This is a genomic window from Bradyrhizobium sp. WYCCWR 12699 (genome assembly GCF_032144035.1).
In the GTDB taxonomy this organism is placed as follows: Bacteria; Pseudomonadota; Alphaproteobacteria; order Rhizobiales; family Xanthobacteraceae; genus Bradyrhizobium.
This window is the reverse complement of the sequence record NZ_JAVTJN010000032.1, coordinates 303,283-328,591: the sequence shown is the minus strand read 5'-3', so window position 1 is coordinate 328,591 and position 25,309 is coordinate 303,283. Positions and strand designations below refer to the sequence as shown.

At 64.5% G+C, this 25,309-nt stretch carries 28 protein-coding genes; 15 read left to right on the top strand and 13 right to left on the bottom strand.

Going from position 1 to position 25,309, the window contains the following annotated elements; genetic code table 11:
- Positions 1 to 79: 79 nt before the first annotated feature.
- The 3 genes from wrbA to RPS27_RS16390 all read right to left on the bottom strand — a co-directional run bounded on the left by wrbA (position 80) and on the right by RPS27_RS16390 (position 2,241).
- Positions 80 to 679 (bottom strand): NAD(P)H:quinone oxidoreductase, encoded by a 600-nt coding sequence (gene wrbA / locus RPS27_RS16400; RefSeq protein WP_212067940.1) that lies wholly within the window; start codon positions 677 to 679, stop codon positions 80 to 82.
- A 73-nt stretch (positions 680 to 752) separates the two neighbouring features.
- On the bottom strand, positions 753 to 1,451 hold the full coding sequence (locus RPS27_RS16395; RefSeq protein WP_212067941.1) for a pirin family protein: 699 nt from the start codon (positions 1,449 to 1,451) through the stop codon (positions 753 to 755).
- Positions 1,452 to 1,488: 37 nt separating this feature from the next.
- Positions 1,489 to 2,241: an SDR family NAD(P)-dependent oxidoreductase gene (locus RPS27_RS16390; protein ID WP_212067942.1), complete on the bottom strand. Its 753-nt coding sequence runs from the start codon at positions 2,239 to 2,241 to the stop codon at positions 1,489 to 1,491.
- Positions 2,242 to 2,362: 121 nt separating this feature from the next.
- Between RPS27_RS16390 and RPS27_RS16385 the strand changes: the two genes are divergently transcribed.
- Positions 2,363 to 3,310, top strand: coding sequence for a LysR family transcriptional regulator (locus tag RPS27_RS16385; RefSeq protein WP_212067943.1), 948 nt, complete (start codon positions 2,363 to 2,365; stop codon positions 3,308 to 3,310).
- On the opposite strand, the gene RPS27_RS16380 is transcribed toward RPS27_RS16385, so the two are convergent.
- Positions 3,288 to 3,545 carry a hypothetical protein gene (locus RPS27_RS16380; RefSeq protein WP_211418555.1) on the bottom strand — a complete coding sequence of 86 codons (258 nt, stop codon included), beginning with the start codon at positions 3,543 to 3,545 and terminating at the stop codon, positions 3,288 to 3,290. The genes RPS27_RS16385 and RPS27_RS16380 overlap by 23 nt on opposite strands.
- Positions 3,546 to 3,692: 147 nt before the next feature.
- Between RPS27_RS16380 and RPS27_RS16375 the strand changes: the two genes are divergently transcribed.
- Complete coding sequence (locus tag RPS27_RS16375) at positions 3,693 to 4,679, top strand: tripartite tricarboxylate transporter substrate binding protein (RefSeq protein ID WP_212067944.1); 987 nt, start codon at positions 3,693 to 3,695, stop codon at positions 4,677 to 4,679.
- 342 nt (positions 4,680 to 5,021) lie between these two features.
- Positions 5,022 to 5,378: a hypothetical protein gene (locus RPS27_RS16370; RefSeq protein ID WP_211418553.1), complete on the top strand. Its 357-nt coding sequence runs from the start codon at positions 5,022 to 5,024 to the stop codon at positions 5,376 to 5,378.
- A 77-nt stretch (positions 5,379 to 5,455) separates the two neighbouring features.
- Here RPS27_RS16370 and RPS27_RS16365 read toward each other — a convergent pair whose 3' ends face one another.
- The 4 genes from RPS27_RS16365 to RPS27_RS16350 form a co-directional block, all read right to left on the bottom strand.
- On the bottom strand, positions 5,456 to 6,286 hold the full coding sequence (locus tag RPS27_RS16365) for an adenylate/guanylate cyclase domain-containing protein (RefSeq protein ID WP_194408176.1): 831 nt from the start codon (positions 6,284 to 6,286) through the stop codon (positions 5,456 to 5,458).
- A gap of 56 nt (positions 6,287 to 6,342) precedes the next feature.
- A complete protein-coding gene (locus RPS27_RS16360; protein ID WP_211418551.1) occupies positions 6,343 to 6,810 on the bottom strand; it encodes a YbaK/EbsC family protein in 468 nt (155 codons plus the stop codon).
- Positions 6,811 to 6,837: 27 nt separating this feature from the next.
- On the bottom strand, positions 6,838 to 7,569 hold the full coding sequence (locus tag RPS27_RS16355) for a haloacid dehalogenase type II (RefSeq protein WP_212067945.1): 732 nt from the start codon (positions 7,567 to 7,569) through the stop codon (positions 6,838 to 6,840).
- A 67-nt stretch (positions 7,570 to 7,636) separates the two neighbouring features.
- On the bottom strand, positions 7,637 to 8,647 hold the full coding sequence (locus RPS27_RS16350) for an NAD(P)-dependent alcohol dehydrogenase (protein ID WP_313754135.1): 1,011 nt from the start codon (positions 8,645 to 8,647) through the stop codon (positions 7,637 to 7,639).
- Between the two features lie 84 nt (positions 8,648 to 8,731).
- Between RPS27_RS16350 and RPS27_RS16345 the strand changes: the two genes are divergently transcribed.
- The gene (locus RPS27_RS16345; protein ID WP_194406008.1) at positions 8,732 to 9,079 is read left to right on the top strand and encodes a MerR family transcriptional regulator; all 348 of its coding nucleotides are present in this window, start codon (positions 8,732 to 8,734) and stop codon (positions 9,077 to 9,079) included.
- Between the two features lie 10 nt (positions 9,080 to 9,089).
- On the opposite strand, the gene RPS27_RS16340 is transcribed toward RPS27_RS16345, so the two are convergent.
- Positions 9,090 to 9,509: a winged helix-turn-helix transcriptional regulator gene (locus tag RPS27_RS16340; protein WP_249132064.1), complete on the bottom strand. Its 420-nt coding sequence runs from the start codon at positions 9,507 to 9,509 to the stop codon at positions 9,090 to 9,092.
- Positions 9,510 to 9,594: 85 nt separating this feature from the next.
- Here RPS27_RS16340 and RPS27_RS16335 point away from each other — a divergent pair, with 85 nt between their 5' ends.
- Positions 9,595 to 10,329: an SDR family NAD(P)-dependent oxidoreductase gene (locus RPS27_RS16335; RefSeq protein WP_211418548.1), complete on the top strand. Its 735-nt coding sequence runs from the start codon at positions 9,595 to 9,597 to the stop codon at positions 10,327 to 10,329.
- Positions 10,330 to 10,529: 200 nt separating this feature from the next.
- Here the strand turns inward: RPS27_RS16335 and RPS27_RS16330 are convergent, their stop codons facing one another.
- Positions 10,530 to 11,414, bottom strand: coding sequence for an amidohydrolase family protein (locus tag RPS27_RS16330; RefSeq protein WP_063197425.1), 885 nt, complete (start codon positions 11,412 to 11,414; stop codon positions 10,530 to 10,532).
- A gap of 340 nt (positions 11,415 to 11,754) precedes the next feature.
- Between RPS27_RS16330 and ykgO the strand changes: the two genes are divergently transcribed.
- The 3 genes from ykgO to RPS27_RS16315 all read left to right on the top strand — a co-directional run bounded on the left by ykgO (position 11,755) and on the right by RPS27_RS16315 (position 13,019).
- The gene (ykgO, locus tag RPS27_RS16325; RefSeq protein ID WP_006611362.1) at positions 11,755 to 11,880 is read left to right on the top strand and encodes a type B 50S ribosomal protein L36; all 126 of its coding nucleotides are present in this window, start codon (positions 11,755 to 11,757) and stop codon (positions 11,878 to 11,880) included.
- Between the two features lie 119 nt (positions 11,881 to 11,999).
- A complete protein-coding gene (locus RPS27_RS16320; RefSeq protein ID WP_211418547.1) occupies positions 12,000 to 12,632 on the top strand; it encodes a tetratricopeptide repeat protein in 633 nt (210 codons plus the stop codon).
- Between the two features lie 126 nt (positions 12,633 to 12,758).
- Entirely contained in the window at positions 12,759 to 13,019 is a 261-nt protein-coding gene (locus RPS27_RS16315; protein ID WP_194406012.1) for a hypothetical protein, read from the top strand.
- Between the two features lie 37 nt (positions 13,020 to 13,056).
- On the opposite strand, the gene RPS27_RS16310 is transcribed toward RPS27_RS16315, so the two are convergent.
- On the bottom strand, positions 13,057 to 13,239 hold the full coding sequence (locus RPS27_RS16310) for a hypothetical protein (RefSeq protein WP_194406013.1): 183 nt from the start codon (positions 13,237 to 13,239) through the stop codon (positions 13,057 to 13,059).
- Positions 13,240 to 13,571: 332 nt separating this feature from the next.
- Here RPS27_RS16310 and RPS27_RS16305 point away from each other — a divergent pair, with 332 nt between their 5' ends.
- The gene (locus RPS27_RS16305) at positions 13,572 to 14,528 is read left to right on the top strand and encodes an alpha/beta fold hydrolase (RefSeq protein ID WP_212067947.1); all 957 of its coding nucleotides are present in this window, start codon (positions 13,572 to 13,574) and stop codon (positions 14,526 to 14,528) included.
- 199 nt (positions 14,529 to 14,727) lie between these two features.
- On the opposite strand, the gene cycA is transcribed toward RPS27_RS16305, so the two are convergent.
- A complete protein-coding gene (gene cycA, locus RPS27_RS16300; protein WP_194406015.1) occupies positions 14,728 to 15,123 on the bottom strand; it encodes a cytochrome c-550 CycA in 396 nt (131 codons plus the stop codon).
- 267 nt (positions 15,124 to 15,390) lie between these two features.
- Here cycA and RPS27_RS16295 point away from each other — a divergent pair, with 267 nt between their 5' ends.
- The 5 genes from RPS27_RS16295 (at position 15,391) to RPS27_RS16275 (ending at position 21,391) form a co-directional block, all read left to right on the top strand.
- Positions 15,391 to 16,884 carry an FAD-linked oxidase C-terminal domain-containing protein gene (locus tag RPS27_RS16295; RefSeq protein WP_212067948.1) on the top strand — a complete coding sequence of 498 codons (1,494 nt, stop codon included), beginning with the start codon at positions 15,391 to 15,393 and terminating at the stop codon, positions 16,882 to 16,884.
- A 58-nt stretch (positions 16,885 to 16,942) separates the two neighbouring features.
- Entirely contained in the window at positions 16,943 to 18,181 is a 1,239-nt protein-coding gene (locus tag RPS27_RS16290) for an FAD-binding protein (protein WP_212067949.1), read from the top strand.
- Entirely contained in the window at positions 18,178 to 19,500 is a 1,323-nt protein-coding gene (gene glcF / locus RPS27_RS16285; RefSeq protein ID WP_212067950.1) for a glycolate oxidase subunit GlcF, read from the top strand. Before RPS27_RS16290 ends, glcF begins: the two co-directional genes overlap by 4 nt.
- A gap of 30 nt (positions 19,501 to 19,530) precedes the next feature.
- A complete protein-coding gene (locus RPS27_RS16280) occupies positions 19,531 to 20,298 on the top strand; it encodes a hypothetical protein (RefSeq protein WP_313754134.1) in 768 nt (255 codons plus the stop codon).
- 76 nt (positions 20,299 to 20,374) lie between these two features.
- The gene (locus tag RPS27_RS16275; protein ID WP_194406020.1) at positions 20,375 to 21,391 is read left to right on the top strand and encodes a TorF family putative porin; all 1,017 of its coding nucleotides are present in this window, start codon (positions 20,375 to 20,377) and stop codon (positions 21,389 to 21,391) included.
- A gap of 69 nt (positions 21,392 to 21,460) precedes the next feature.
- On the opposite strand, the gene RPS27_RS16270 is transcribed toward RPS27_RS16275, so the two are convergent.
- Complete coding sequence (locus RPS27_RS16270) at positions 21,461 to 23,218, bottom strand: ABC transporter ATP-binding protein/permease (RefSeq protein WP_211418541.1); 1,758 nt, start codon at positions 23,216 to 23,218, stop codon at positions 21,461 to 21,463.
- Positions 23,219 to 23,532: 314 nt separating this feature from the next.
- Between RPS27_RS16270 and RPS27_RS16265 the strand changes: the two genes are divergently transcribed.
- Positions 23,533 to 25,197: an L-lactate permease gene (locus RPS27_RS16265; RefSeq protein WP_212067952.1), complete on the top strand. Its 1,665-nt coding sequence runs from the start codon at positions 23,533 to 23,535 to the stop codon at positions 25,195 to 25,197.
- The last annotated feature ends 112 nt before the right edge of the window (positions 25,198 to 25,309 follow it).

Here is a 25,309-nt window from a genome sequence, read left to right as displayed (position 1 = left end):
GCATTCCCGAAGGGGAATGCCGCGATCGCATCAGCCTACAGCTCAGTCATGAAGTTCAGCCATGGAGCAGCCATGGAGTTCAGCCATGCAGCTTTTTGGCGGTCTCCGCGATCTGGCGGCCCTGGTAGCGCGCGCCGGCGAGCTCGTTGGCGCTGGGCTGGCGGCTGCCGTCGCCGCCGGTGATCGTGGTGGCGCCATAGGGCGCGCCGCCGGTGACCTCGTCGAGCTTCATCTGGCCGGCAAAGCCGTAATTCATGCCGACCACGACCATGCCGAAATGCAGCAAATTGGTGATGATCGAGAACAGCGTCGTTTCCTGGCCGCCATGCTGGGTCGCGGTCGCCGTGAAGGCGCCGCCGACCTTGCCGTGCAGCGCGCCCTTGGCCCAGAGGCCGCCGGCCTGATCGAGGAAGTTTGCCATTTGCGAGGCCATGCGGCCGAAGCGCGTGCCGGTGCCGACGATGATCGCGTCGTAATTCGCGAGGTCTGCGATCTCGGCGACCGGCGCGGCCTGGTCGAGCTTGTAATAGGAGGCTTTCGCGACCTCGGCCGGCACCAGCTCGGGCACGCGCTTGATGTCGACGCTCGCGCCGGCCTCGCGCGCGCCTTCGGCGACGGCGTTGGCCATCGCTTCGATGTGGCCATAGGCGGAATAATAGAGGACGAGAACTTTGGTCATGGTGGTCTCCGTTGAATGACGAGTTGAGTTTGTTGTTCCGGGGCACGCCCGGGCATGACGAGTCGCTGTGTGGTTACGCCGCGTCGACGAGCACGAGCTCGGAATCTTCCAGCGCGGTGATCGTCAACCGCTCCTCGTCGCGGATCGCGGCGCCGTCGCGAGCGTTGACGCGCACGCCGTTGACCTCGACCGCGCCTGCCGCGGGCACCAGATAGAGGTGCCGCGACCTCTCGGGCGCGTACTCCGCGCTCTCGCCGGCCTTCAGAGTGGTGGCGAGCACCCGTGCATCGGCGCGGATCGGCAGCGCGTCGGCATCACCCGCAACGCCGCTTGCGATGGTCACGAGCTTGCCGGAGCGGTCCGACTTCGGAAACGGCTTCGAGCCCCAGGTCGGCTGGCCGCCGCGCTGCGTCGGCTCGATCCAGATCTGGAAGATGCGCGTCCTAGTCGGCTCCAGATTGTACTCGGAGTGGCGGATGCCGCTGCCGGCGCTCATCACCTGCACGTCGCCCGCTTCAGTGCGGCCCTCGTTGCCGAGGCTGTCCTGATGGGTGATCGCGCCCTCGCGCACATAGGTGATGATTTCCATGTTGGCGTGGGGATGGGCGGGAAAGCCGGTGTTCGGCGCGATCTCGTCGTCGTTCCAGACGCGCAAGGCGCCGTGGCCCATATTGTTGGGGTCATAATGGCTGGCGAAGGAGAAATGGTGCTTTGCTTTCAGCCAGCCATGGTCGGCGCCGCCGAGCTTGTCGAAAGGTCTGAGTTCGATCATCTGCGTGATTCCTTGAGTTGAACGGTCGGCGCCTTGCTCAGGCGCCGAACCCGCCGTCGACGTTGAGCACGGTGCCGGTGACGAAGGAGGCCTCGGGGCTTGCGAGGAAGACGATGCCGGCTGCAACTTCCTCGGGACGGCCGAAGCGTTGCAGCGCGTGCTGCTTGCGCTGGGTCTCGGCGAACTCGCCGCCGTCCTTCGGGTTCATGTCGGTGTCGATCGAGCCGGGCTGCACCACGTTGACCGTGATGCCGCGCGGGCCGAGGTCGCGGGCCGCGCCCTTGGTGTAGCCGACCACAGCCGCCTTGGTGGCGACGTAGTCGGCAAGGCCGGGAAACGAGGCGCGGTCGGCCAGCATCGATCCGACGGTGACGATGCGGCCACCTTCACCCATCAACTGCGAGGCGGCGCGGATCGCCGCGATCACGCCATGCACGTTGATCTGATCCTGACGCGCCAGCGCATCCGTGTCGGCCTTGGCGTCGTCGATGGCCGCGCCGGCGGCGACGCCGGCATTGTTGACGAGAATGTCGAGATGGCCGAATTCCCTGGCGACGTCGTTGACGAGCTGCGTGACGTCCTTGGCCGAGGCCTGGTCGGCCCTGAAGGCGCGTGCCTTGACGCCCTTGGCCTTCAATTCAGCGACGACCGCTTCCGCCTTGTCCGGCGAGGCGACATAGCTGACGGCGACATCCGCGCCTTGGTCGGCGAGGGCGCGGGCGCTTGCCGCGCCGATGCCGCGCGAACCGCCGGTGACGAGGGCGACCTTGCCTGAGAGCTTCTTGGTCATTTGGATTTCTCCATTGCTTGGGTCTGCGATTGACCTCTTGGATAAGCCTCCGCCTGTGGTATAGAAATAGAAACTGTTGAAACGCATTGTTTCCATAAATAACCTAGGCGGATCGGTCTCCATGGCAAAACTCCCGGATTTCGAGGCCCTTGCGATTTTCGCAAAAGTCGTGGAGTTGCGGTCGTTTGCGGGGGCCGCGAGCGAGCTTTCGATGTCCAAGGCGACCGTGTCCAAGGCGGTCACGCGCCTGGAGGAGCGGCTCGGCGCGCGCCTGTTCAACCGCACCTCGCGCCGGCTCGCGCTGACCGATGCCGGCCACAAGCTCGCCGAGCGCGCGACGCGTCTTCTGGCCGACGGCGAGGCGGCGGAGAACGAGGCGCTGGCGCAATCGGTGGCGCCGCGCGGCCTGGTGCGGCTCGCCGTGCCCATGACGTTCGGCATCAAGGCGGTGGCGCCGCTGCTGCCGGAATTCTTCGCGGCCTATCCGGAAGTCTCGGTCGACCTGCACCTGAGCGATGCGACGATCGACCTGATCGGCGAGGGCTTCGACATGGCGGTGCGGATTGCGCGCCTGCCGGACTCCTCGCTGATCGCGCGCCGGCTCTTCACCATGCCGCGCTTCACGGTGGCCGCACCGTCCTATCTGAAGAAGCATGGTCGCCCGACGCATCCGATGCATCTGGCCGAGCACAAATGCTTCAGCTACGCTTACATGTCGACGCCCAACATCTGGCACTACACCAATTCGGCTGGCGAGCAGGCCAGCGTGCGGCCGGGTGGACAGCTCCGCGTCAACAACGGCGAAGCCGTGATGCCGTCATTGATCGCCGGCCTCGGTATTGCCGAGCTGCCCGAGTTCATCGTCGGCGAAGCGATCTCCTCAGGCGCCATCGAAGTCATCCTGAAAGACTGGAAGCAGCCCGAAGGCGCCGTGCATCTGGTGACCCCGCCCGGCGGCCCGCGTCCCGCCCGCGTCGAAGCGCTCGGCGATTTCCTCGCGGCCCAACTCCCAGGCACCTGCAAGCGGCGGCCGCGCGGTGTTCGACCTACGACACCTTCACGCCGTTGATCGCCACGATGCGCAGACTCGGCTTCAGCGTCTCGTCGAGCTGGGTCTTCAATTCGTGGACGCGCGGGTCGCGCGATCGTGCGGCGCAAACGCCGTATTGATGGACGGATTGCGTCAGGGCGCGCCGCGCTTCCGGTGTCCGCGTCAATTCGGGCTTTGAAAGCCGCAAAACGATCGCCGCGAGATTCACCAGCATCTCGTCGAGCGCGACGTCGATGGTCGCCAGATTCCGCATCGTTCACTCTCCTTGAGAGGCCAACAGCGGGTCCAGACATGCGTTCCAGGCGGAGGCGGGCATGGTGAACGCTTCGTAAACGTCTTGTTCTTGCCGCCTGGCGCGTTAGGCTGGCAGCGACATAAGAAAATCAGGGGGAGGCCCATCATGGATCGACGCGATCTCTTGCGCGCCGTTGCGGCATTGCCGTTGTTGCGGGCGGCTCTGCCGGATCCGGCCTTCGCCCAAACCTATCCGGTGCGCAACATCACCCTGATCGTGCCGTTTCCGGCCGGAGGCCAGGCCGATCTTGCGGCGCGCCCGGTGGCGATGGCGCTGGAGCGGATTCTCGGCAAGCCCGTCATCGTCGACAACCGTGCCGGCGGCGGCGGCGGTTCGGTCGGCAATGCCGCGGCGGCGCGCGCCGAGCCCGACGGCTACACGCTCTTGATGACGCTGTCCTCGCTCGCGGTGCTGCCCGAGGCCGATCGGCTGTTCGACCGTCCGGCCGCCTACGAGGTGTCGCAGTTCATGCCGATCGCGCGGGTGCTCGCCGATCCCACGCTGCTGGCGGTGCCGGCGTCCGCGCCGTGGAAGACGGCACAGGATTTCGTGGAGGACGCCAGGAAGCGTCCGGGCCAGATCACCTACGGCTCGTCAGGGCCTTACGGCACGCTGCATGTGGCGATGGAGATGTTCGCAAATAGCGCCGGCATCAAGCTGCTGCACGTGCCGTTCCGCGGCGCAGGTCCCGCGCTCACCGCGCTGCTCGGCGGCACCGTGCAGGCCATCGCCGCTGCACCCGGCACGCTGAAGCCGCAGGTCGACGACGGCAAGCTGCGCGTGCTCGGCAATTGCGGCGCGCATCGCATCTCAAGCTTCCCCGACGTGCCGACCTTCCAGGAGCTCGGCTACAAGGACGTCGAGATGTACATCTGGGCCGGACTGTTCGCGCAGAGCTCTCTTCCCGCGCCGATTGCGAGCCGACTGCGCGAGGCAATGGCGCAGGTGATGACGAGCCCCGACGTGCTCAAGGCCTTCGAGACCTCGGGCAGTCTGGTCGCCTATCAGGACGCGCCGGCCTTCTCCGAATTCGTCGCGACCGACAGCACGCGGCTGATCGCGGCGGTGAAGAAGATCGGCAAGGTGGAGTAGGGCGCCCGTTCAGAACTCGCTGCGGACCACGCCCTGCAGCGAATGCCGGTCATATGTGACGTTTGGCGCACAAGCCGGTCTTGCAGTCGGCATCGACGATGTCCTCATTCCAGCCCCATTGCTAGCGGGAAGCTCGCCGCGCTTCTTGGCGTGATGCGAAATGGCTTATGGCGAAAGGCGCAAGACGCTGGTTTGCGCCAGCCCTGTTGCGGCGGCGCCACGGACTGCGGCGCCAGGCGATGCCGCGGTTCCGGCCGGCATTTTCACATTTTGTTGTTGGGTCAGAACCGGCTGCCGCCTCATTGATTGATGAGAATTCGAGAGGATTGGGAAGGATCGGACATGCGAACAGAGCGGATAGCGCTGGGTGTCGTGCTCGCGATCGGCGGCATCGTTGCGCCGGGCGCAGCATTCGCCGAAGAATATCGCGGGACCATGGAACAACAGATGGCCTGCACACCGGATGTGTGGCGCTTGTGCAGCGATCAGATTCCGGACGTGAGCCGCATCACGGCCTGTCTGCAGCAGAACACACCGCAGCTCTCGAGCGGCTGTCGCGCCGTCTTCCAGTCCAACAACCAGATGCCGCCGCAGCAGCAGGTCCCGCGCAACCGCGTCGCACCGCCGCCGCGCTATAACAACGCGCCGCCGCCACCTTCACAGGTGCAACCGCGTCCTTATGACGACTATGACGATTAGGCGCTGTCGAGCGTAGGCTCTGTTGAGCGCGAGGTCCGGAGGGATGCCCGGCCGCAGTTGCGGCCGTGCTGCTTCGTTCAGCGTTCTGTTCTGCTGTCCGATTCCGGTCGGTTTCCGAGCACCATCCGCATCACCACTCCGAACAGAATGGCGGCGACCGGCCAATGGAACCAGATCTTATGGCTGGTGAAAAGATTGATCACAATCAGGAAGGCCGAGACCGTGAGGGCCGCTGCAACCGGGCGAGGCACCCTTGTGAGCCATTCCGAGACGACATTCGTGGCCGAGGATGACACGCGCCGCTCGTCCATCCGCGGAGCACGCGCGCGCTCCGAGGACGGCGCGCTTGCCGCGATCGGGACGCTTCCGGGCTCGGCTGTCTGGCCACCCAGGGTCAACCGATAGCTGGTCAAGGGGGCGATGTTCTTCATCGGGCGCTGGCCGAGGCAGTCGAAGCCGACGGACAGTTTGTTGTAGACCTGATCGTAGACGGAGCTCGAGATCACGACGCCGCCGGGCTCGGCGAGCTCTTGCAGGCGCGATGCGATATTGACCCCGTCGCCATAGATGTCGGAGCCGTCCACCATGACGTCGCCGAGGTTGATGCCGATGCGAAACTGCATCGGGCTCGCCTGAGGCGTCTGCGAAGCCTGACTGGAGATCTCCTGCTGGATCTCGACCGCGCATTGCACGGCCTCGACGACGCTGGCGAACTCGGCGATCACGGCATCGCCCCAGGTATTGACGATGCGGCCGTCATGGCGCTCGACCAGGCGCGCAATGGCCGTGCGGTAGCGGCGGAGCGTCTCCAGCGTTCCGGCCTCGTCCGCTTCCATGAGACGCGAATAGCCGTACACGTCTGCGCACAGCACGGTGGTCAGTCGTCGTTTCACTTTGTCGTCGGTCATGGCCGCCATGCTAGCCTCCCTGACCGGCAAATGCATCAGGCATCGTGCAGGCCGCCTTACGGCCTGACCTCGCAGACATCGACCCATTCGGCGGCGGTCAGCTCGGCCATCCGCTCCGGCGTGATGCGCACCGCGCTATGGGTGGAGCCCGCGGCCGGCACCACCACGTCGAACGCCTTCAGCGAGACGTCGCAATAGACCGGCAGCGGCGCCTTCAGGCCAAATGGGCAGACGCCGCCGACCTCGTGGCCGGTGATGTCGGCGACCTCTTCCAGCCCAAGCATCTTCGGCTTGCCGCCGAACTGCGCCTTGACCTTCTTGTTGTCCATCCGCGAGGTGCCGGCGGCCACGATCAGGATCACGCGCTCGCCGACGCGCAAGGACAGCGTCTTGGCGATCATTCCGGGCTCGACGCCATAGGCTTCGGCGGCCAGCGGCACGGTGGCCGAGCTGATCGGCGATTCCATCACGGTGATATCAGGGGCTTTTTCGGCGAAGAAGGCGCGAACGGATTCCAGGCTCATTCACTTCTCATGGGCGGGCGGCGATCTCTAGGCAATCCCCGGCAGCTCGGACAGCGCGCGGACACGGTGGTCCGGTGCAAAGCCGAGCTCGTCCATCTGGGTGCGGATCGCCTTGAACATGGTGAGCGGTGCCACGACTTCGTTCTCGACGCAAGCCAGCGCCATCGCCTCGGGCGTCACCCGTTCGATCCAGGCGACCTTGAGCCCAGACGATTTTGCCCCCGCGACGTCCCAGGGATTGGAGGAGACGAACAGGACCTCATTCGGCGCGGTCCCGAGCTCCTCGCCGATCAGCTCATAAGCCTGCGGGCTCGGCTTGAAGATCTTCTTCGCATCGACGCTGATGGTGGCATCGAGCAGGCGGTCGAGCCCGGAATTGCGCACCAGCGCATTCAGCATGTCAGGACTGCCATTGGAGAGGATCGCAAGCTTGCGCGGCTTCAGCGCGGTGAGCGCTGCGGTCGCATCCGGATAAAGATCGAGGTGCAGATATTTCTCGATCACGCGCTCGAACGCCTCGCGCTCATAGGCGAGCCCGAGCACGCGCAGCGTATAGGCGAGGGAGTCGCGCGTCACGGCCGCGAAATCCTGGTAGCGTCCCATCAGCGAACGCAACCAGGTATATTCGAGCTGCTTGATGCGCCAGACCTGCGTGATGATCTCGCCATAGCCCGGAAATGTGTCCTCGGTGATCTCGGCCACCGACTGGATGTCATAGAGCGTTCCATAGGCGTCGAAGACGACGGCGTTGACGCTCATGGGGTGTCCTTCCGGATCGTTGCGGGCGCAGGGACTATATCCGGCAACGCGAGATCGATCCACCAAGCTAAAGCCTCACGACGACCTTGCCGAAATGGACGCCGCTGCGCAGATGCGCATAGGCTTCGGGGACCTCGTCGAACCCAAAGACTCGATCGATGACGGGATGAATCGCGTGTTCGGTCAAGAACCGGTTCATCGCCGTGAAATGGTCCAACGATCCGACCGTCACTCCGATGATGTCCGCATTCTCCCATTGCAGGCGCGACAGGTCGGGCTTGGGACCGAAGCCGGTCAAGACGCCGACCTGGACGATCTTGCCGCCCGAAGCGACCGATCGCAGCGACCTGTCGTAGGTGCCGGGACCGCCGAGTTCGAGAATATGACTGGCGCCTTCGCCGCGCGTCGCCTTCATCAGGGCGACGTCCCAGTCAGGCGTATCTCGGTAGTTGATGAGGATCGAACCGCCGAGCGCCCTGGCACGTGCGAGCTTCTCGTCCGAGGACGAGATCACAATGGCGCGGGCGCCGAGCGCCGCTGCGAATTGAAGGCCGAACAAGGCGACACCACCTGTTCCCTGCACCAGCAGCGTGTCGCCTTTGCCCATGCCGCCGCGTACGACGAGGCCGTGGAATGCCGTGACGCCCGCACAGGGCAAGGTCGCGGCTTCGACCGACGACAGATGCGGCGGCACGGCGACGAGCGCGTTTGCCGGCAGCACGACATACTCCGCCAGCATTCCGTCCGTCGCGTTGCCGCCGAGGGATGACGGGACATAGCTCGACTTGAACGGCCCGGAGATCCAGTCGCGAAAGAACGATGCGGCGACGCGGTCCCCGGGCCGCCATTGCACGACGTCGGAGCCGATGGCGTCGACAACGCCCGCGCCGTCGGAGAGCGGCACGCGGCCGTTGAGCTCGTTCTGGCCCGCGCGGTCGAGGGTGATGAGATCGCGATAGTTCAGACTCGCGGCTTCGACCCGGATGCGAACCTCGCCACTCGCGGGTTCGAGCTTGCTGACGTCGGCGCGCGCGAGGCGGCCGGCACCAGCATGGCTATTCAAATGATAGGCTTTCATCGTTGCGCCCTCTCAAGCGGCATTCACTTGGATGAGCCGACCCTGTAAGGTCTGACAGCGCTGTAAGGGTCAAGAGGTTTTCTGATGAAGATTGGCGAGCTGTCCCGAAGGACGGGAGTCAGCGTCCGAATGCTGCGCTACTACGAAGGGGAAGGGCTGCTGGCGCCGCAGCGAACCACCTCCGGCTATCGTGACTATGGTCCGGCGGAAGAGCAAACCGTGCGGCGGATCAAGATGCTTGGCGCGGCCGGCATGACGCTCGAAACCATCCAGCGCCTGCTGCCATGCGTGCGGAATAACGATCCGGCGTTCACGCCGTGCAACGAGCTACGCAAAATACTTGCCGAGCAAGTCGATCTGATCAATGAGCGCATCGAGACACTCAGCCAGAGCCGAACGATTCTGGCCGGTTATCTCGCAAGCGTGAACTGATCGGAACGCGTCAGCTTCCTGCTCGCTTTGCCGTCCAGCCCTCGCGCTCGGCGAACACCCGGCTGACCTCCGCCATATGCTCCGTGCCCCACGTGCAGAGCGGCACGAGCGCCTGGGCGAGGCTATGGCCCAAAGGGGTGAGGCTGTAGTCCACCCGCGGCGGCACCTCCTTGTAGTCGGTGCGCTTCACGAGACCATCGGCCTCCAGCTCCTTCAATTGCTGGATAAGCACCTTGTCGCTGACGTCGCGTATGGCGCGGCGGAGCTCGCCATAGCGAGTCGGGCCGTCCTGGGCGACGAAGTACAGGATCAGCGGCTTCCACTTGCCGGAGACAACCCGCAGGGTCGCGTCCAGGCCGCAGGTGAAGCCGGGCAGGGTCGGCGTGCAGCTCTGGACCGGTGGTGACGTCGGCGCAATCGAGTCTGACATTTTTTGGGTACTTACCAAAAGGTGCATACTTGTCTATAGGTGGGTACGCCGCCAGCTCAGTGCAACCTCAGTGAAGGAGCACATCATGAGCAGACTACAAGGCAAGACGGCAGTGGTGACCGGCGGCGGCACCGGCATCGGATTTGGCGCGGCGAAACGGTTCGTCGATGAAGGCGCGTTCGTCTACATTTTCGGGCGGCGGCAGGAGCAGCTCGATGCCGCCGTGGCGAGGCTCGGATCCTCGGCGCGCGCCGTCAGGGGTTCCGTGACGGATCTGTCCGATCTCGATCGGCTTTACGAGACGGTCAGGAAGGAACGAGGCACGCTCGACGTTCTGTTCGCCAATGCAGGGACCGGGCTGTTCGCGCCGCTCGGCGAGATCACGGTCGAGCATTATGATCATATCTTCGACGTCAACGTGAAAGGGCTGGTCTTCACCGTGCAGAAGGCCCTGCCGCTGATGAAGCAGGGCGCGTCGATCATCCTGACCGGTTCGAGCACGGGCGTCATGGGCACGCCGCAGTTCAGCATCTACAGCGCGACCAAGGCCGCGATCCGCAATCTCGCGCGCAGCTGGGCGCAGGACCTGCGCGGCACGGGCATCCGTGTCAATGTGCTGTCGCCGGGGCCGACCAAGACCGAGCTGGCACTCGAAATCGTCGGCGAGGAAGCGTTCGATGCACTCGGCAGCGCCACGCCGATCGGACGCGTCGGCGCCCCGAGCGAGACCGGCGCCGTGGCCGCGTTCCTGGCGTCCTCGGACAGCAGCTACATGACCGGCGGCGAGGTCTTCGTCGACGGAGGCCTCGCGCAAGTCTGAGATTCGGTCGAATGCCGCCCCAATGAAGGTGTGCTCCCTCCCCCGCTTGCGGGGGAGGGCTGGGGAGAGGGTGTCTCCACAGCGGGATAATCCCCTAGAGGAAAGAACCCTCACCCGCGCCTCCGGCGCGACCTCTCCCACAGGGGGGGAGAGGTGCACCGAGCCCGCCTGCTCGATTCAACTCAAGCCCGCTTCGCCCTTCAGATCCCCAAGATCTTCCTTGCGTTCGCCTTCAGCACCTTCGGCCGGATCTCGTCGCGGATCTCGATCTTGGCAAAGTCCGACAGCCAGCGGTCCGGCGTGATGACAGGCCAGTCCGAGCCGAACAGCATCTTGTCCTGCAGGATCGAGTTGATGTAGCGCACCAGGATCGGCGGGAAATACTTTGGCGACCAGCCCGAGAGGTCGATGTAGACGTTCGGCTTGTGGGTCGCGACCGACAGCGCCTCTTCCTGCCAGGGGAAGGAGGGGTGGGCGAGGATGATCTTGAGGTCGGGGAAATCGGCCGCGACGTCATCCATGTACATCGGGTTGGAATATTTCAGCCGCATCCCCATGCCGCCGGGCATGCCCGATCCGACCCCGGTCTGGCCGGTGTGAAACAGCGCGATCGCGCCGCCATTGTTGATCTCTTCGTAGAGCGGATAAGCCATGCGGTCGTTGGCGTAGAAGCCCTGCATGGTCGGATGGAATTTGAAGCCGCGCACGCCGTATTCCTCGATCAGCTTGCGCGCCTCGCGGGCCCCTAGCTTGCCCTTGTGCGGGTCGATCGAGACGAAGGGGATGAGGACATCGAGATGGTCGGAGGCGGCCTCGATCATCTCGTAATTGTTGTAGCGGCGGAAGCCGGTCTCGCGCTCGGCATCGACCGGGAAGATCACGGCGGCGATGTTCTTGGACCGATAGTAGGCCGCTGTCTCCGGCACCGTCGGCGGATGCTTGTTCGGCGACTTGAAGTATTCCGCCATCTGCGCCTGGAAATCGTCATAGCCGTCGTCGGGGTGGCAGCCGCAGGGCTCCTCGGCATGGGTGTGGATGTCGATGGCGACGACTTTGTCGATATCAGGCAGCTTCAGCTTCGGCATGGGTGTCCTCCCGACGGGTTGCCAAATTGATTATATGATATAACGAAATTGGCAAGCATCGGTGGCGGCGAAATCGCTGTCCGCAAAAGTCCTTGGCTCGGTCGAGCCCGGACGGGCCAAATCGGGCCGATCCGGCCGCATCTACTGTGCATGGGGTTGTTTTCCAGAATTTGCCGGCTGGGAACGCGGCAGTTAACATTGACATGACCTCCCGCCATGCCTTAAGAACCGCCCCGTCCCGGGCGGTCGTCCGCCAGCGGGAAAAATCTCATTTTGCCACATTCGCGCGTGCCGCAACGGTAGTGCCGAACACGGCCTTTCGAACGTTCAGGATTCCGCCATGAAGGTCCGTAACTCGCTGAAATCGCTGCGCGGTCGCCATCGCGCCAACCGCCTGGTCCGCCGCAAGGGCCGGGTCTATGTGATCAACAAGGTGCAGCGCCGCTTCAAGGCTCGCCAGGGCTGATCAGCAAAGGCTGATATTGCCCTGCCGGACGCCTGACGCGCTCCGCAAGACCACGGCTCACACGAGTTTGACGCCGCCTTTGCTTTGCAAGGGCGGCTTTGCGCGTTTAGACTTTCACCATGGCAGTGAGATTCCTTTTCGCGCGCACCCTGTGTCTGGCCCTCGTGCTGGGAACCGCTGGGCTCGCGCCGGCCTTGGCACAGCAGGCTGAACCCCCCGGCAAGCAGAAGAAGCTTCCCGAAGCGCCGGCCAAGCTGCCGAAGGTCGATCGCACCAAGAATCTGGATTTCCTGTTCGGCGCGCTGAAGGCGGCGCCCGACGAGGCCAGCGCCAAGCATGTCGAAGCGCGGATCTGGGCGATCTGGCTGCAGACGCCGAGCGACACCGCGTCCTTGCTGATGGCGCGCGCCAAGACCGCGGTCGACGCCAAGAAGATCGAGGTCGCGATCAAGCTCCTGGACTCTGTCATCAAGCTCAGGCCCGACTACATCGAGGCCTGGAACCGGCGCGCCACTCTCTACTACATGCAGAACGACTATGGCCGCTCGCTCGCGGATATCCAGCAGGTGCTGGTCCGGGAGCCGCGCCATTTCGGCGCGCTCGCAGGTCTCGGCATGATCATGCAGGAGGTCGGTGACGAGAAGCGCGCGCTCGACGCCTACCGCAAGGCGCTCGCCGTCAATCCGCATCTCGAGAAGATCCCCGACCAGGTCAAGGCGCTGACCGAGAAGGTCGAGGGACGCGATATCTAGCCGAACAACTCGATCAGCTTTCGAGCGATTGCAGCCCGCATGGATTAACCACGATCGGAAGCGCGGCATCGTGAGCACTATTGCCGGCGCCGCCGCGAGCCTACCTGCATGGCAGGAGCGAAAGCCATGAAGCGTTTGATCTTTGCGGGGTGCTTGCTGCTGGCGTCGGGGACGGTGAGCTTCGCCGACGGACTGTTCTGGGTGGTCGGCAACCGCGCCACCGGAAAGTGCAACATCGTGACCAGCAATCCGGTCATCATCGGCGATATCTGGTTCGGCGACGGTCCCTACAAATCCAGGGCCGATGCCAAGCTTGCCCGTTCGACGATTCGCGTCTGTCCCGCGCTCACGCCGGACGAGGAAAAGGACGAGGACGGTACGAACTAGCCTGCAGCTGATGCAAGACGAGCTGATGCAGGACGAGCTAATGCAAGACGCTGCCGCCGCGCTCGACGAGGCCGCGATCGGCGGCTGCGGCGTAAGCCTTTGCCAGCTCCGTCTCGAGATGCTCGTTGATCAGCAGCAGCGCCCGCACGGCACCGCGCAGGTCGCCGTTGCAGCTCGCGACGATTTCGTCGATCGCAGTGTCGTTTGATCTGAAGCTCATCGAAATTCCTCCGGTTCAAACCAGGACAATTTCTGCCGATCTTTCCCACATCCCCTGAGGCCTGCGAGGAAGATCGGCGCCCACCCGCGCCTAGATGGCGGAACCGACCATGGCGATTATAAGGAAACCGCGATGACGGCCGCATGAAGCTGTTCCGAGGCTTGCGTGCCCTCTTGGAATATTGTTGATTCCATTGAGTTTTTACGTTCCGCAATTATGCACATATCCACAGCCCCGGCATTTTCGGTGGACGCAACGAAAGCCGAGGCCGCGAAACTGCCACCCATCGGACCCGTAGCTGCCCTGTGCCCTGGATCTCCCGGATTATCTCCATGATCGTGATGTCAGTCGTGACGGCGCTGGTTGTCCTGGCGCTGGTCACGCAGGCCGGAATCGTCGCCGTGCAGCGCGCCTTTCCGCCGCAGGGCGAGATGGTCGAGGTCGAGGGCGCTGTGCTTCACGTCGTCGACATCGGCCCGCGCGATGCGGGGGTGCCGATCGTGATGCTGCACGGCGCAAGTGCCAATCTCGAAGCGATGCGGCGCCCGCTGGGCGACCTCCTCGCCAGGACCCATCGCGTCATCCTGGTGGATCGTCCCGGCCATGGCTGGAGCACGCGCGCGCGGCGCGAGGATTCCACCCCGCAGGTCCAGGCGCGGATGATCGACGAGGCGCTTGGCAAGCTCGGGATCGCGCGCGCGGTCTTCGTCGTGCATTCCTGGAGCGGCGCGCTCGGCGCGCGGCTGGCGCTCGATCATCAGACCCGCGTCGCGGGCCTCGTCATGCTCGCGCCCGTCACCCATCCCTGGCGCGGCGGTGTCGGCCGTTACAACGAGATCATCGCGACGCCGGTGATCGGGCCGCTGCTCGCCTACACCATCACCCTGCCGCTCGGTTATTTCCTCACTGACGCCGGTGCGCGCAGCGTGTTCCTGCCGCAGGTGATGCCTGATGGTTTCGTGCAGGAGTCCGCAACGCCCCTGCTGCTGCGCCCGCGCCAATTCATCGCCAACGCCTATGATCTGGTGACGCTGAAGCAAGCCGTCGCCGCGCAGGCTCCGCGCTATGGCGAGATCAAAGCCCCGGTCACCATCATCGCCGGCGAGCCCGACAAGACGGTGAGGACCGCCATCCACGCCCGCCCGTTCGCGGCCATGGTGCCGAATGCGAAGCTGATCGTGCTGCCCGATCTAGGCCACATGGTGCAGAACGCGGTGCCGGATCTGGTGAAGACGGAGATCGAGGCGTTGATCGGAAGAATCGTCCCGGCGCAAGCGGCGGCCGATTAGAGCGCTTTCGAGTGAACGCTGCTCCGGGCTGAGATCGTGGGCACGGCGCTTTGCGCCTTTGCTCACGCTACGGCACTGCAGCCGGGATGTGCACTGGATTATCGCGATGACGCCATGGAGAGCGGGCGCCAAACAAAAACTGCAGCTTCGGTCCTGATTGGGTCGGAGCCCGAAGCTGCAGCGACTGTCTTTTGCGGGCTTACTGCTTGGTCTTCCCGTCCTTGTCGAACTGGGAGACGTAGGCCCAGAGATTGTTGATCTCGGTCTCGTTCTTGATGCCGGCGAACGCCATCTTGGTGCCGGGGATCTTGGCCTTGGGGTCCTTGATGTATTCCTTGAACACGGCCTCGTTCCAGGTGATGCCGGAATTCTTGTTCGCGTCCGAATAGCTGTAGCCTTCGACGGTGCCCGACTTGCGGCCGTTGAGGCCGTTGAGCTCGGGGCCGACCTTGTTCTTGGCGCCTTCGCCGATCGCGTGGCAGGCCAGGCATTTGTTGAACGATGTCTTGCCGGCCGCGACATCCTGCGCCATCGCGGCGGGTGCGGTGGCAATCATGGTGAGGATCGTCAGTGCGCCAAAGGTCAATTTTGTCATCGGATGCTCTTCGTCTCTTCCCTGGTGGGTCTGGCCTGGTCGGTCTCTTGCCGGATCGGCAATCGCCCGACCTGCCGGTTTTGGCAGGCCTGCTCGGCTTGGACAAGCCACCAAACCATGACAGGTTTCATGATTTCCGACTTGTCCCAGAGCGAACTGGTGAGGGATCGTCGATCCGACTTTCGGATAGCCTACCCAAACGGGCGCGGACGTGATTGATTTGCCGAGACAAAATCGATCATGCGGCGTGAGCCGGAAGGATAAGTCATGGCCATTATGATGCCCGCGAGCGACCAGGCCGTGCTTGCGCGGCGCGCTGAGATCGTTGCCGCGCTGCGCGCAATCGTCCCCGGCGAGGGCGTGATCGATACGCCGGCCGAAATGCGGGCCTATGAATCCGACGGGCTCACGGCCTATCGGCAGCCGCCGATGGTCGTGGTGCTGCCCGAGACGACCGAGCAGGTCGCGCTCATCCTGAAATATTGTGCAGGGCAAGGTATCAAGGTTGTGCCGCGCGGCTCCGGCACATCGCTGTCAGGCGGGGCCCTGCCGCTGGAAGACGGCGTGCTGCTCGGACTCGGCAAGTTCAAGCGCATCCGCGAGATCGATTTCGACAACCGCGTCGTCGTCACCGAGCCCGGCGTCACCAACCTCGCCATCAGCCAGGCGGTCGCTCATGCCGGCTTCTACTACGCGCCCGATCCGTCCTCGCAGATCGCCTGCTCGATCGGCGGCAATGTCGCGGAAAATTCCGGCGGCGTGCACTGCCTCAAATACGGCATGACCACCAACAACGTGCTCGGCTGCGAAATCGTGCTGATGAGCGGCGAGATCCTGCGCATCGGCGGCAAGGGGTGCGAGAATGCCGGCTACGACCTGATGGGTGTCATCACCGGCTCCGAAGGCCTGCTCGGTGTCATCACCGAGATCACGGTCCGCATCCTGCAGAAGCCGGAGACGGCGCGCGCGCTGATGGTCGGCTTTGCCGAGGTCGAGGCGGCCGGCGAATGCGTGGCGCGCATCATCGGCGCCGGCATCATCCCCGGCGGCATGGAGATGATGGACAAGCCGGCGATTCACGCGGCCGAAGCCTTCGTGCATGCCGGCTATCCGCTCGACGTCGAGGCGCTGCTCATCATCGAGCTCGACGGCCCCAAGATCGAGGTCGACGAGCTGATCACGCGGGTCGAGACCATCGCGCGAGGCTGCGGCTCGGTGACGCTGCAGATCTCCAATTCCGAGGCCGAGCGCAACCTGTTCTGGGCCGGCCGCAAGGCGGCGTTTCCGGCGGTCGGCCGCATCTCGCCCGATTATCTCTGCATGGACGGCACCATTCCCCGCGGCGCGCTGCCGAAGGCGCTGGCGCGCATCCGTGAGCTCGGCGAAAAATACCAGCTCGGCTGTGCCAACGTGTTCCACGCCGGCGACGGCAATCTGCACCCGTTGATCCTCTACGATGCCAACAAGCCCGGCGAGATCGAGCGCGCCGAGGCGTTCGGCGCCGACATCCTGCGCGCCTGCGTCGAGTTCGGCGGCGTGCTCACCGGCGAGCACGGCGTCGGCATCGAGAAGCGCGACCTGATGCCCGACATGTTCAGCGAGATCGACCTCAACCAGCAGCAACGGCTGAAATGCGCTTTCGATTCCCAGGGCCTGCTCAATCCCGGAAAGGTATTTCCGACCCTGCATCGCTGCGCCGAGCTCGGCCGCATGCATGTCCATGCGGGCAAGCTCGCGTTTCCGGATCTGCCGCGGTTCTAACGCGATCGCTGCAAGCGTCGAATTGCTTTTCATTCTGAACTTGGGTACCGCCTCTACCGTGGATACGCTTAAAGTCAGAGATGCCAAAGACGTCGAAGAGGTGGTGCGCGCGGCGATTGCCAACGAGCAGCCGCTCGAGATCATCGGTCATGGCAGCAAGCGCAGCATCGGCCATGCGATGGCAACCAACGCGGTGCTCGACCTCTCCGCGCTGAATGCGATCACCTCCTATGAGCCGAACGAGCTCATCATCACCCTCCAGGCCGGCGCGCCGCTGGCCGACGTGCTGTCGCTGATCGATGCCAAGAACCAGCAATTCGCCTTCGAGCCGATGGACACGGCGCCGCTGCTCGGCATGCCGCCATCAGGCACCATCGGCGGCATGATCGCAGCCGGGCTCGCCGGTCCGCGCCGGATCAGGGCGGGCGGGGCGCGCGACCACCTCTTGGGGGCGCACGCCGTCTCCGGCTTCGGCGACAGCTTCAAGACCGGCGGCAAGGTGGTGAAGAACGTCACCGGCTACGACCTCTGCAAGCTCTTGGCGGGATCCTGGGGCACCTTGTCGGTCATGACCGAGGTCACGCTGAAGGTGATGCCGAAGCCCGAGGCGGAGCGGACGCTGCTGCTGCGCGGGCTCGACGATGCCATCGCCAACAAGGCCATGACCGCGGCGCTCGGCTCGCCCTTCGACGTCTCGGCTGCCGCGCATCTGCCGAAATCGGCGCTCCGGGCCGAGACCGAGGGGCTCGGCGACATCGCAGGCCAGGGCGAGGCGCTGACCATGCTGCGGCTCGAAGGCATCACGGCCTCCGCCGCCCATCGCGCCGGCTCGCTGCGTGAATTGCTGGCGCCGTTTGGCACCGCGACGCTGATCGAGGACGCGGCTTCCGCGGCGCTATGGGCCACGATCCGCGACGTGCTGCCGTTCGCGGCCAGCGGCGCGCTCGGCGCCTGGCCGGTCTGGCGGATCGTGTGTCCGCCGGCCTCCGGTGCGGTGCTCGGCACGCAATTGGCGAGCGAGACGGGGGGCGAGGTGATCTACGATTGGGGCGGCGGCCTGATCTGGGCCGCATTGCCGCCGAAGGATGACGCGCATGGCCCGATGGTGCGCGCGCGTGCCAATGCGCTCGGCGGGCACGCTACGCTGATCCGGGCGGTCGATGACGTCAGGCGCAATGTCGATGTGTTCCATCCGCAGGCGTCGGGTGTTGCCGCCCTGAGCGAGCGGGTCCGCGCCAGTTTCGATCCGAAGACCATCCTCAACCGGGGGCGGCTGACGCGGGGCGCCACGGCATGAAGACCGAATTCTCCCTGACGCAGCTCGCCGATCCCGACATTGCCGAGGCCGACAAGATCCTGCGCGCCTGCGTCCATTGCGGCTTCTGCACCGCGACCTGTCCGACCTATGTGCTGCTCGGCGACGAGCTCGATAGCCCGCGCGGCCGCATCTATCTGATCAAGGAGATGCTGGAGAAGGACCAGGCGCCGACGGCGGAAGTGGTCAAGCATGTCGACCGCTGCCTGTCGTGCCTGGCCTGCATGACGACCTGCCCCTCGGGGGTGAACTACATGCACCTCGTCGACCAGGCCCGGGTCAGGATCGAGCAGCGTTATCAGCGGCCGCTGACCGAGCGGCTGCTGCGCCAGGTGCTGGCCTTCGTGCTGCCGGACCCGCAGCGTTTTCGCATCAGCATGGTGCTGGCGCGGCTGGCCCGTCCGCTTGCCGTGTTCCTGCCGACGCCGCGACCCTCGGCTACGCCCGGCCTGATCCAGCGCATCAAGGCAATGCTGGCGCTGGCCCCTCAGCGCCTGCCCGCGCGGGGCGCCCTGCCGGGCAGCGTGTTCGCGGCGCTCGGCAAGAAGCGCGGCCGCGTCGCGTTGCTCCAGGGCTGCGCCCAGCAGGTGCTGGCGCCGCGCATCAACCAGGCCGCCATCAGCCTCCTCACCCGCCACGGCATCGAGGTCGTCCTGGTCAGGGACGAGCAGTGCTGCGGCGCGCTGACCCATCATCTCGGCAACGACCACGACGCCCTGGCCCGCGCCCGCGCCAATGTCACCGCCTGGCAAAAGGAAGCGGCAGGCGAGGGGCTCGACGCCATCCTCGTCACCACGTCCGGCTGCGGCACCGTGATCAAGGACTACGGCTATCTGCTGCGCGAGGACAAGGCGTTTGCGGCCGACGCGGCGAAGGTGTCCGCGCTCGCCAAGGACATCACCGAATACGTCGCCGGCCTCGGATTGGAATCGCCTGCGCGACAGGACAACATCGTCGTCGCCTATCACTCCGCATGTTCGTTGCAGCACGGGCAGAAAATCACGAGCCTTCCGAAAGAATTGCTTTCCAAGAATGGATTCGTGGTGAAAGATGTGCCGGAGAGCCATTTGTGTTGCGGTTCGGCGGGGACTTACAACATTCTCCAACCCGAGCTTGCGGGCCGGTTGCGCGATCGCAAGGTCGCCAACATCGCGAGCGTCGAGCCGGACATGATTGCCGCGGGCAATATCGGCTGCATGGTGCAGATAGCCAGTGGCACGTCAGTTCCGGTCGTACACACGATTGAGCTTCTCGATTGGGCTACGGGCGGGTCGCGGCCGGCACTGAACGCGCAAGGTTGAGCTTTCAGGGCCTGAACTTTCCTCCCGGGGGTGACGACTGAAGACGCCCGATCGACCATTGTTCGGCGGCAACAGGAGGATCACGATGGCGAAAGCGAAGAAGAAGAAAAGCAAGATGGCCAAAAAGGCCAAGAAGGTTGTAGCGGCGAAGAAAACCGCAAAGAAGGCAGCCAAGAAGTCCGCGAAGAAGTCTGCCAAAAAATCTGCCAAGAAATCTGCCAAGAAATCGAAGAAGGCTGCCCCCAAGAAGGCTGGGAAGAAGGCCGCCAAGACGGCTCCGAAGAAGTCGGCCAAGAAGGCCGTGAAGAAAGCCGCCAAGCCGGCTGCACCGAAGAAGGCGGCACCGAAGAAGGCGAAGGCAGCTCCCGCGCCGAAGCCGTCAGCACCGCCGCCTGCTCCGGCTCCCGCGCCCGAGCCGGCAGCCGAGACAAGTTGGGCGATGCCTTCGTCTTCTGCGGAAGCGGCGCCGGCCGAGGAGCAGAGCTAGGTCCCAGCCAGAACGGCGATCGCCAACGGGAGGGCCGCTGCGGTGACGCTGCGGCCTTTTTGCATCGCCATGGGTTACCTCCGGAAGCCGCCCTTTCCGTTACGTGGCTGATTCGTAGCCCGGCAGCCACGCTGGCTGCCTTCCCCGTACTTGCACGGTCCCTCCGTGCATTTTGGAAGGCATATAATGTGATCGAGAAGACACACAGCCCGACAACCTTTCGTGGAATCGCCAAAACGCCCAAAAAGTCGGCAGATGCCCGTGATTTTTGCTTCACGGCCCACATCCCTCAATCCAAATTGTCGCGGTAACGCGATTTTGCGCGGGTCGTTCGCCCCGGGGGGCTTCCGGGATCCGACTGGGTAAGAACTGGTGATGGGGATCGAAATGAAGAAAGTAGCTTTGTTGGCAACGGCGCTGGCAATGGTGACGACGGGTTCGGCTTTCGCGGCGGACATGGCGGTGAAGGCCAAGAAGGCCCCGCCGGTGGTTGCTTTCGACCCGTGGGATGTCGCCTTCGGCGCCGCGATCATGAACGACTACGTCTTCCGCGGTATCACCCAGTCGAACCACAAGCCATCGGTCGCTGCCTATTTCGAGCCGCGCTACAACGTCACCAAGGACTTCCAGCTCTATATCGGCGTGGCCGGTGAGAGCATCTCCTTCCCGAACCGCGCCGCGGCCGAGATCGACATCTACGGCGGTATCCGCCCGACCTTCGGCGCCTTCGCCTTCGATATCGGCGTCTGGGGTTACCTGTATCCGGGTGGGACCTGCTATTACGGCGCGCCCGTCGACACCGCTGGCAACGCGCTCAGCGCAGAGTGCGCCACCAACGCCCTGGTGAACGGCAACGTCATGAAGAAGGACGTCAGCTTCTTCGAAGTCTATGGCAAGGTGAATTACACCATCAACGACAACTGGAGCGTCGGCCTCAACGAGTACTATTCGCCGAACTTCCTCAACACCGGCGCTTGGGGCAACTACACCTCGGTCACCGCCAAGTGGACCGCGCCGAGCACGACCTTCGGCGCGAGCGGCGTCGGCATGTACGTGTCGGGTGAATTCGGCCGTCAGTGGTTCGGTACCTCCGATTCCTTCTACGGCACCGGCATCGCCAGCCCGCTGGGTGGCGGTCCGTTCCCGAACGGCATCAAATATGCCGACTACAACACCTGGAACATCGGTGTCGGCTTCACCTACAAGGTCGCGACGCTGGATCTTCGCTACTCCGACACCGATCTTTCGAAGGCGAACTGCAACGCGTTCACCAGCGACAACACCGCCACCTTCAGCGGCAGCTTCAGCAGCATCAATCCGTCGGGCGTCGGCTCCAAGTGGTGCGGTGCGACCGGCATTGCCAAGCTGTCTTTCGACCTGACGGCGATGACGAACCTGAAGTAAGCTTCGTCCCGAGACCATCTACCAGGGCGGCAGAGCAATCTGCCGCCCTTTTGTTTTGAGGGCGGGTGCTCAGCGCGCCGCGCTTGGCTCCCGGGCCGGCTCGCCGGCCTTGCCGAGGACGTGGATCTCGTCGTCCTGCACCAACGCCACCTTGCGGGTATGGAAGGCGTCCAGCGTCGAGCGGTGGCCGATCGAGACGATGGTGGCCTGTGGCAGCTTCTCCGTCAGCAGCCGATAGAGCCGGTCCTCGGATGGTTCGTCCAGCGAGGCGGTCGCCTCGTCGAGGAAGAGATAGTCCGGCCCATGCAGCAGCGCGCGGGCGAGCCCAAGGCGTTGCTGCTCGCCGAGCGACAATGTCCTGTTCCAGTGACCGTCCTCGTCGAGCCGCTCCGCCAGGCGCGGCATGCCGACCGCAACCAGGGCGTCGCGAATCTTCTCGGGCGCGATGGAGCCGTGCCCGGCCGGGTAGATGACGGCGTCGCCGAGCGGGCCGATCGGGAAATACGGCCGCTGCGGCAGCATCATCAGCTTCGCCTTCTCAGGAATGGCGATCGTTCCGGTGCCGAACGGCCAGATGCCGGCCATGGCCCGGAACAGTGTCGACTTGCCGGAGCCGGAGGGGCCGGTCACCAGCACCCGCTCCGAAGGCTGGATCGTGAAGCCGTCGGCTGCGACCAGAGGCGTGCCGTTCGGCAGCTTGACCAGCAATTGCTCAAGCGCGATCGCCTTGCCCTGCGATGGCGCGACGTCGATGGTCGGCTCGAGCGCCGCGCCGTGGGCGGCCGAACTGACCGACATCTCGAAGCCGTCGAGGCGGGCAATCACGGAACGCCACTCGGCGAGCGAGCGATAGGCGGTGACGAAGAAGGACAGCGCGTCCTGCACGCTGCCGAACGCCGAGCCGGTCTGCATCATGTCGCCGAGCTGGATGCGCTTGGCGAAATAGGCGGGCGCCACCATGACATAGGGAAATAATGTGGCAGCCTGGCTGTAGCTGGCCGTGAAGGCGGTCAGGCGCTTGGTCCGGCTCATGATGTCGTACCAATTGCCGATGACGAAGCCGAAGCGCTGCAGCAGACGCCCGCGCTCGGCGTTCTCGCCTTTCAGAAGGGCGATCTGCTCGGAATTCTCGCGGACGCGGATCAGGTTGAAGCGGAAATCGGCCTCGAAGCGCTGCTGCTCGAAGTTCAGATTGATGAGCGGGGCGCCGATCCAGTGCGTCAGCGCGGTACCGGCGATCGCATACGCCACTGCGGCCCAGACCAGAAAACCGGGGACGACGATATCGGTGCCGTAAATGTACAAGGGGGCCTTGTAGGACAGGCCCCAGAGGATGACGACGAAGGAGGCCAGCGTCACGACCGAGGACAGAAGGCCAAGGCCGATGGTCAGCGTCTGCTCGACGAAGGTCTTGACGTCCTCGGTGATGCGCTGGTCCGGATTGTCGGCGGCATCGCCCTTGAGCTGCATGCGGTAATGGGTGGCGCCGTCGAGCCATTCGCCGAGATAATGTTGCGTCAGCCATTGCCGCCAGCGGATCTGCAGCCACTGGTTCAAATAGAGCTTGTAGACGGCGAGCGCGACGAAGGTGAAGGCAAGGCCGAGGAAGATCCAGACCTCCTTGATGAACTCGGGCAGGTCGTAGGCTTGCAGCGCGCTGTAGAACCGGTTCTGCCATTGATTGAGCAGCACGTTGATCGCGACCAGGACCAGCTCCATGGCGACGACGACGGCGAGCAGGCCGCGGCCGGCCCATTTGTCCTCCGACCGGAAGTAAGGGACGGCGATTCGCCAGACGATCGCGAGCGTGGCGCTGATGTTCTTCACAGAGCGGGTCTCCTCGGGGGAATGTGGACAAGTGCCCGGAGCCAAGGACTTGAAGCCATGGCGGAAAGCGGCGCGCTTAGACTAAAGTCGCAAGGTCTGCAATTTGCGTTGTCTTGTCGCACCCGGCAACCCTAGCATGGTGCTCGACGGCGCGGAGTAGGGGTGCTCCGGGATTTCGCGAGCTTGTGAGCGGATGGGAACCGCCACAGTCGCGAGGAATTCGCGTCCAGCTCGGGGGTTATCGCTTCAGCGTCAAGCAGGTTCGGCTCTCCACGCGGGCCGCCTGCCGCAAACATGCGTGGGGGAGGAAGACCATGTGGAATCAAATCTATGATCCCTTGCACAGCCCGGTGCTGTCGACGATTGCGGCAGCGGTGCCGGTCGTCACGCTGCTGGTCCTGATCGCGAGCGGCCGCGTCCAGGCGCATATCGCGGCGATCATCGCCGTGATCGTGGCCAATCTGATCACGATCTTCGTCTTCACCATGCCGGCCAACATGTCGATCCGGGCCTCGGTGCTCGGCATCGTCACCGGCTTCTTCCCCATCGGCTGGATCGTGCTCAACGTCATCTTCCTTTACCAGGTGACGGTGAGCACGGGACGCTTCGAATTGCTCAAGCGCGCCATCGGCGGCGTCACCGAGGACCGGCGGCTGCAATTGCTGCTGATCGCATTCTCCTTCGGCGCGTTCTTCGAGGGTGCCTCGGGCTTCGGCACGCCGGTCGCGATCACCGGTGCGGTTCTGATCGGCCTTGGCTTCTCGCCGCTCGCAGCGTCAGGCCTGTCGCTGATCGCCAACACCGCGCCGGTCGCCTATGGCGCGCTGGGCACGCCGATCCAGGGCCTCGCCTCGGTCACCGGGCTCGATCCCTACATTCTCGGCGCCATGGTCGGCCGGCAATTGCCGTTCTTCTCGCTGATCGTGCCGTTCTGGGTGGTGTGGGCGTTCGCGGGCTGGAAGGGCATGAAGGACGTCTGGCCGGCGATCCTCGTTACCGGCATCTCGTTCGCGGTCCCGCAATTCGTGATCTCGAACTACGTCAATCCCTGGATCGTCGACATCGGCGCCTCGCTGATCTCGATGGGCGCGTTGATCCTGTTCCTGAAGGTCTGGCAGCCCAGGCAGCTCTGGCTGTCGCCGGCGCTGCGCGGCCGCGATGAATCGGCGGCCACCATGGCGGCGGCCAAGCCGCTCGACAAGACGCCCCTGACGCAGAGCGAGCTGTTCAGCGCGCTGCTGCCGTGGATCATCGTCTGCATCGTGATGCTGATCTGGGGCAACGGCGCCTTCAAGACCTGGGCGAACTCGATCTTCGTGTGGAACTACCCCGTGCCCGAGCTGCATCAGATGATCAACAAGATGCCGCCGGTGGCGCCGGGGCCGACCAAAGAGAGCGCGGTGTTCGGCTTCACCTATCTGTCGTTCACCGGCACGGGCATGCTGATCGCGGCGATCATCTCCGGTGTCCTGATGGGCGTCGGTCCCGGCCGGCTCTTGACTGAATACGGCCGCACCATCCGCCTGTGCGCGATCTCGCTGATCACGATCTCCGCGATGCTCGCGATCGGCACCTTGACGCGGCTCTCCGGCGTCGATGCGACGCTGGGTCTGGCGTTCGCCGCAACCGGCGTGCTCTATCCCTTCTTCGGCACGCTGCTCGGCTGGCTCGGCGTCGCACTGACGGGATCGGACACGGCGTCCAACGTGCTGTTCGGAAACCTGCAGAAGATCACCTCCGAGCAGCTCGGCCTGTCGCCGGTGCTGATGGCGGCGGCGAACTCGTCCGGCGGCGTCATGGGCAAGATGATCGACGCGCAGTCGATCGTGGTCGCCTCCACCGCCACCAACTGGTACGGCCACGAGGGCACGATCCTGCGCTTCGTGTTCTGGCACTCGATCGTGCTGGCCTGCCTCGTCGGTGTGCTCGTGACGTTGCAGGCTTATGTCTATCCGTTCACGGCGCTGGTCCTGAAGTAACGGGCCACGTCCGGCTTCGACAAATCCCCGCGAGGTTCGCCCCCCGCGGGGATTTTTGCGTGCGGGCGAACCTTCTCAATGGGGCCGCCGTCTTATAGAAGGTGCCGCAAAT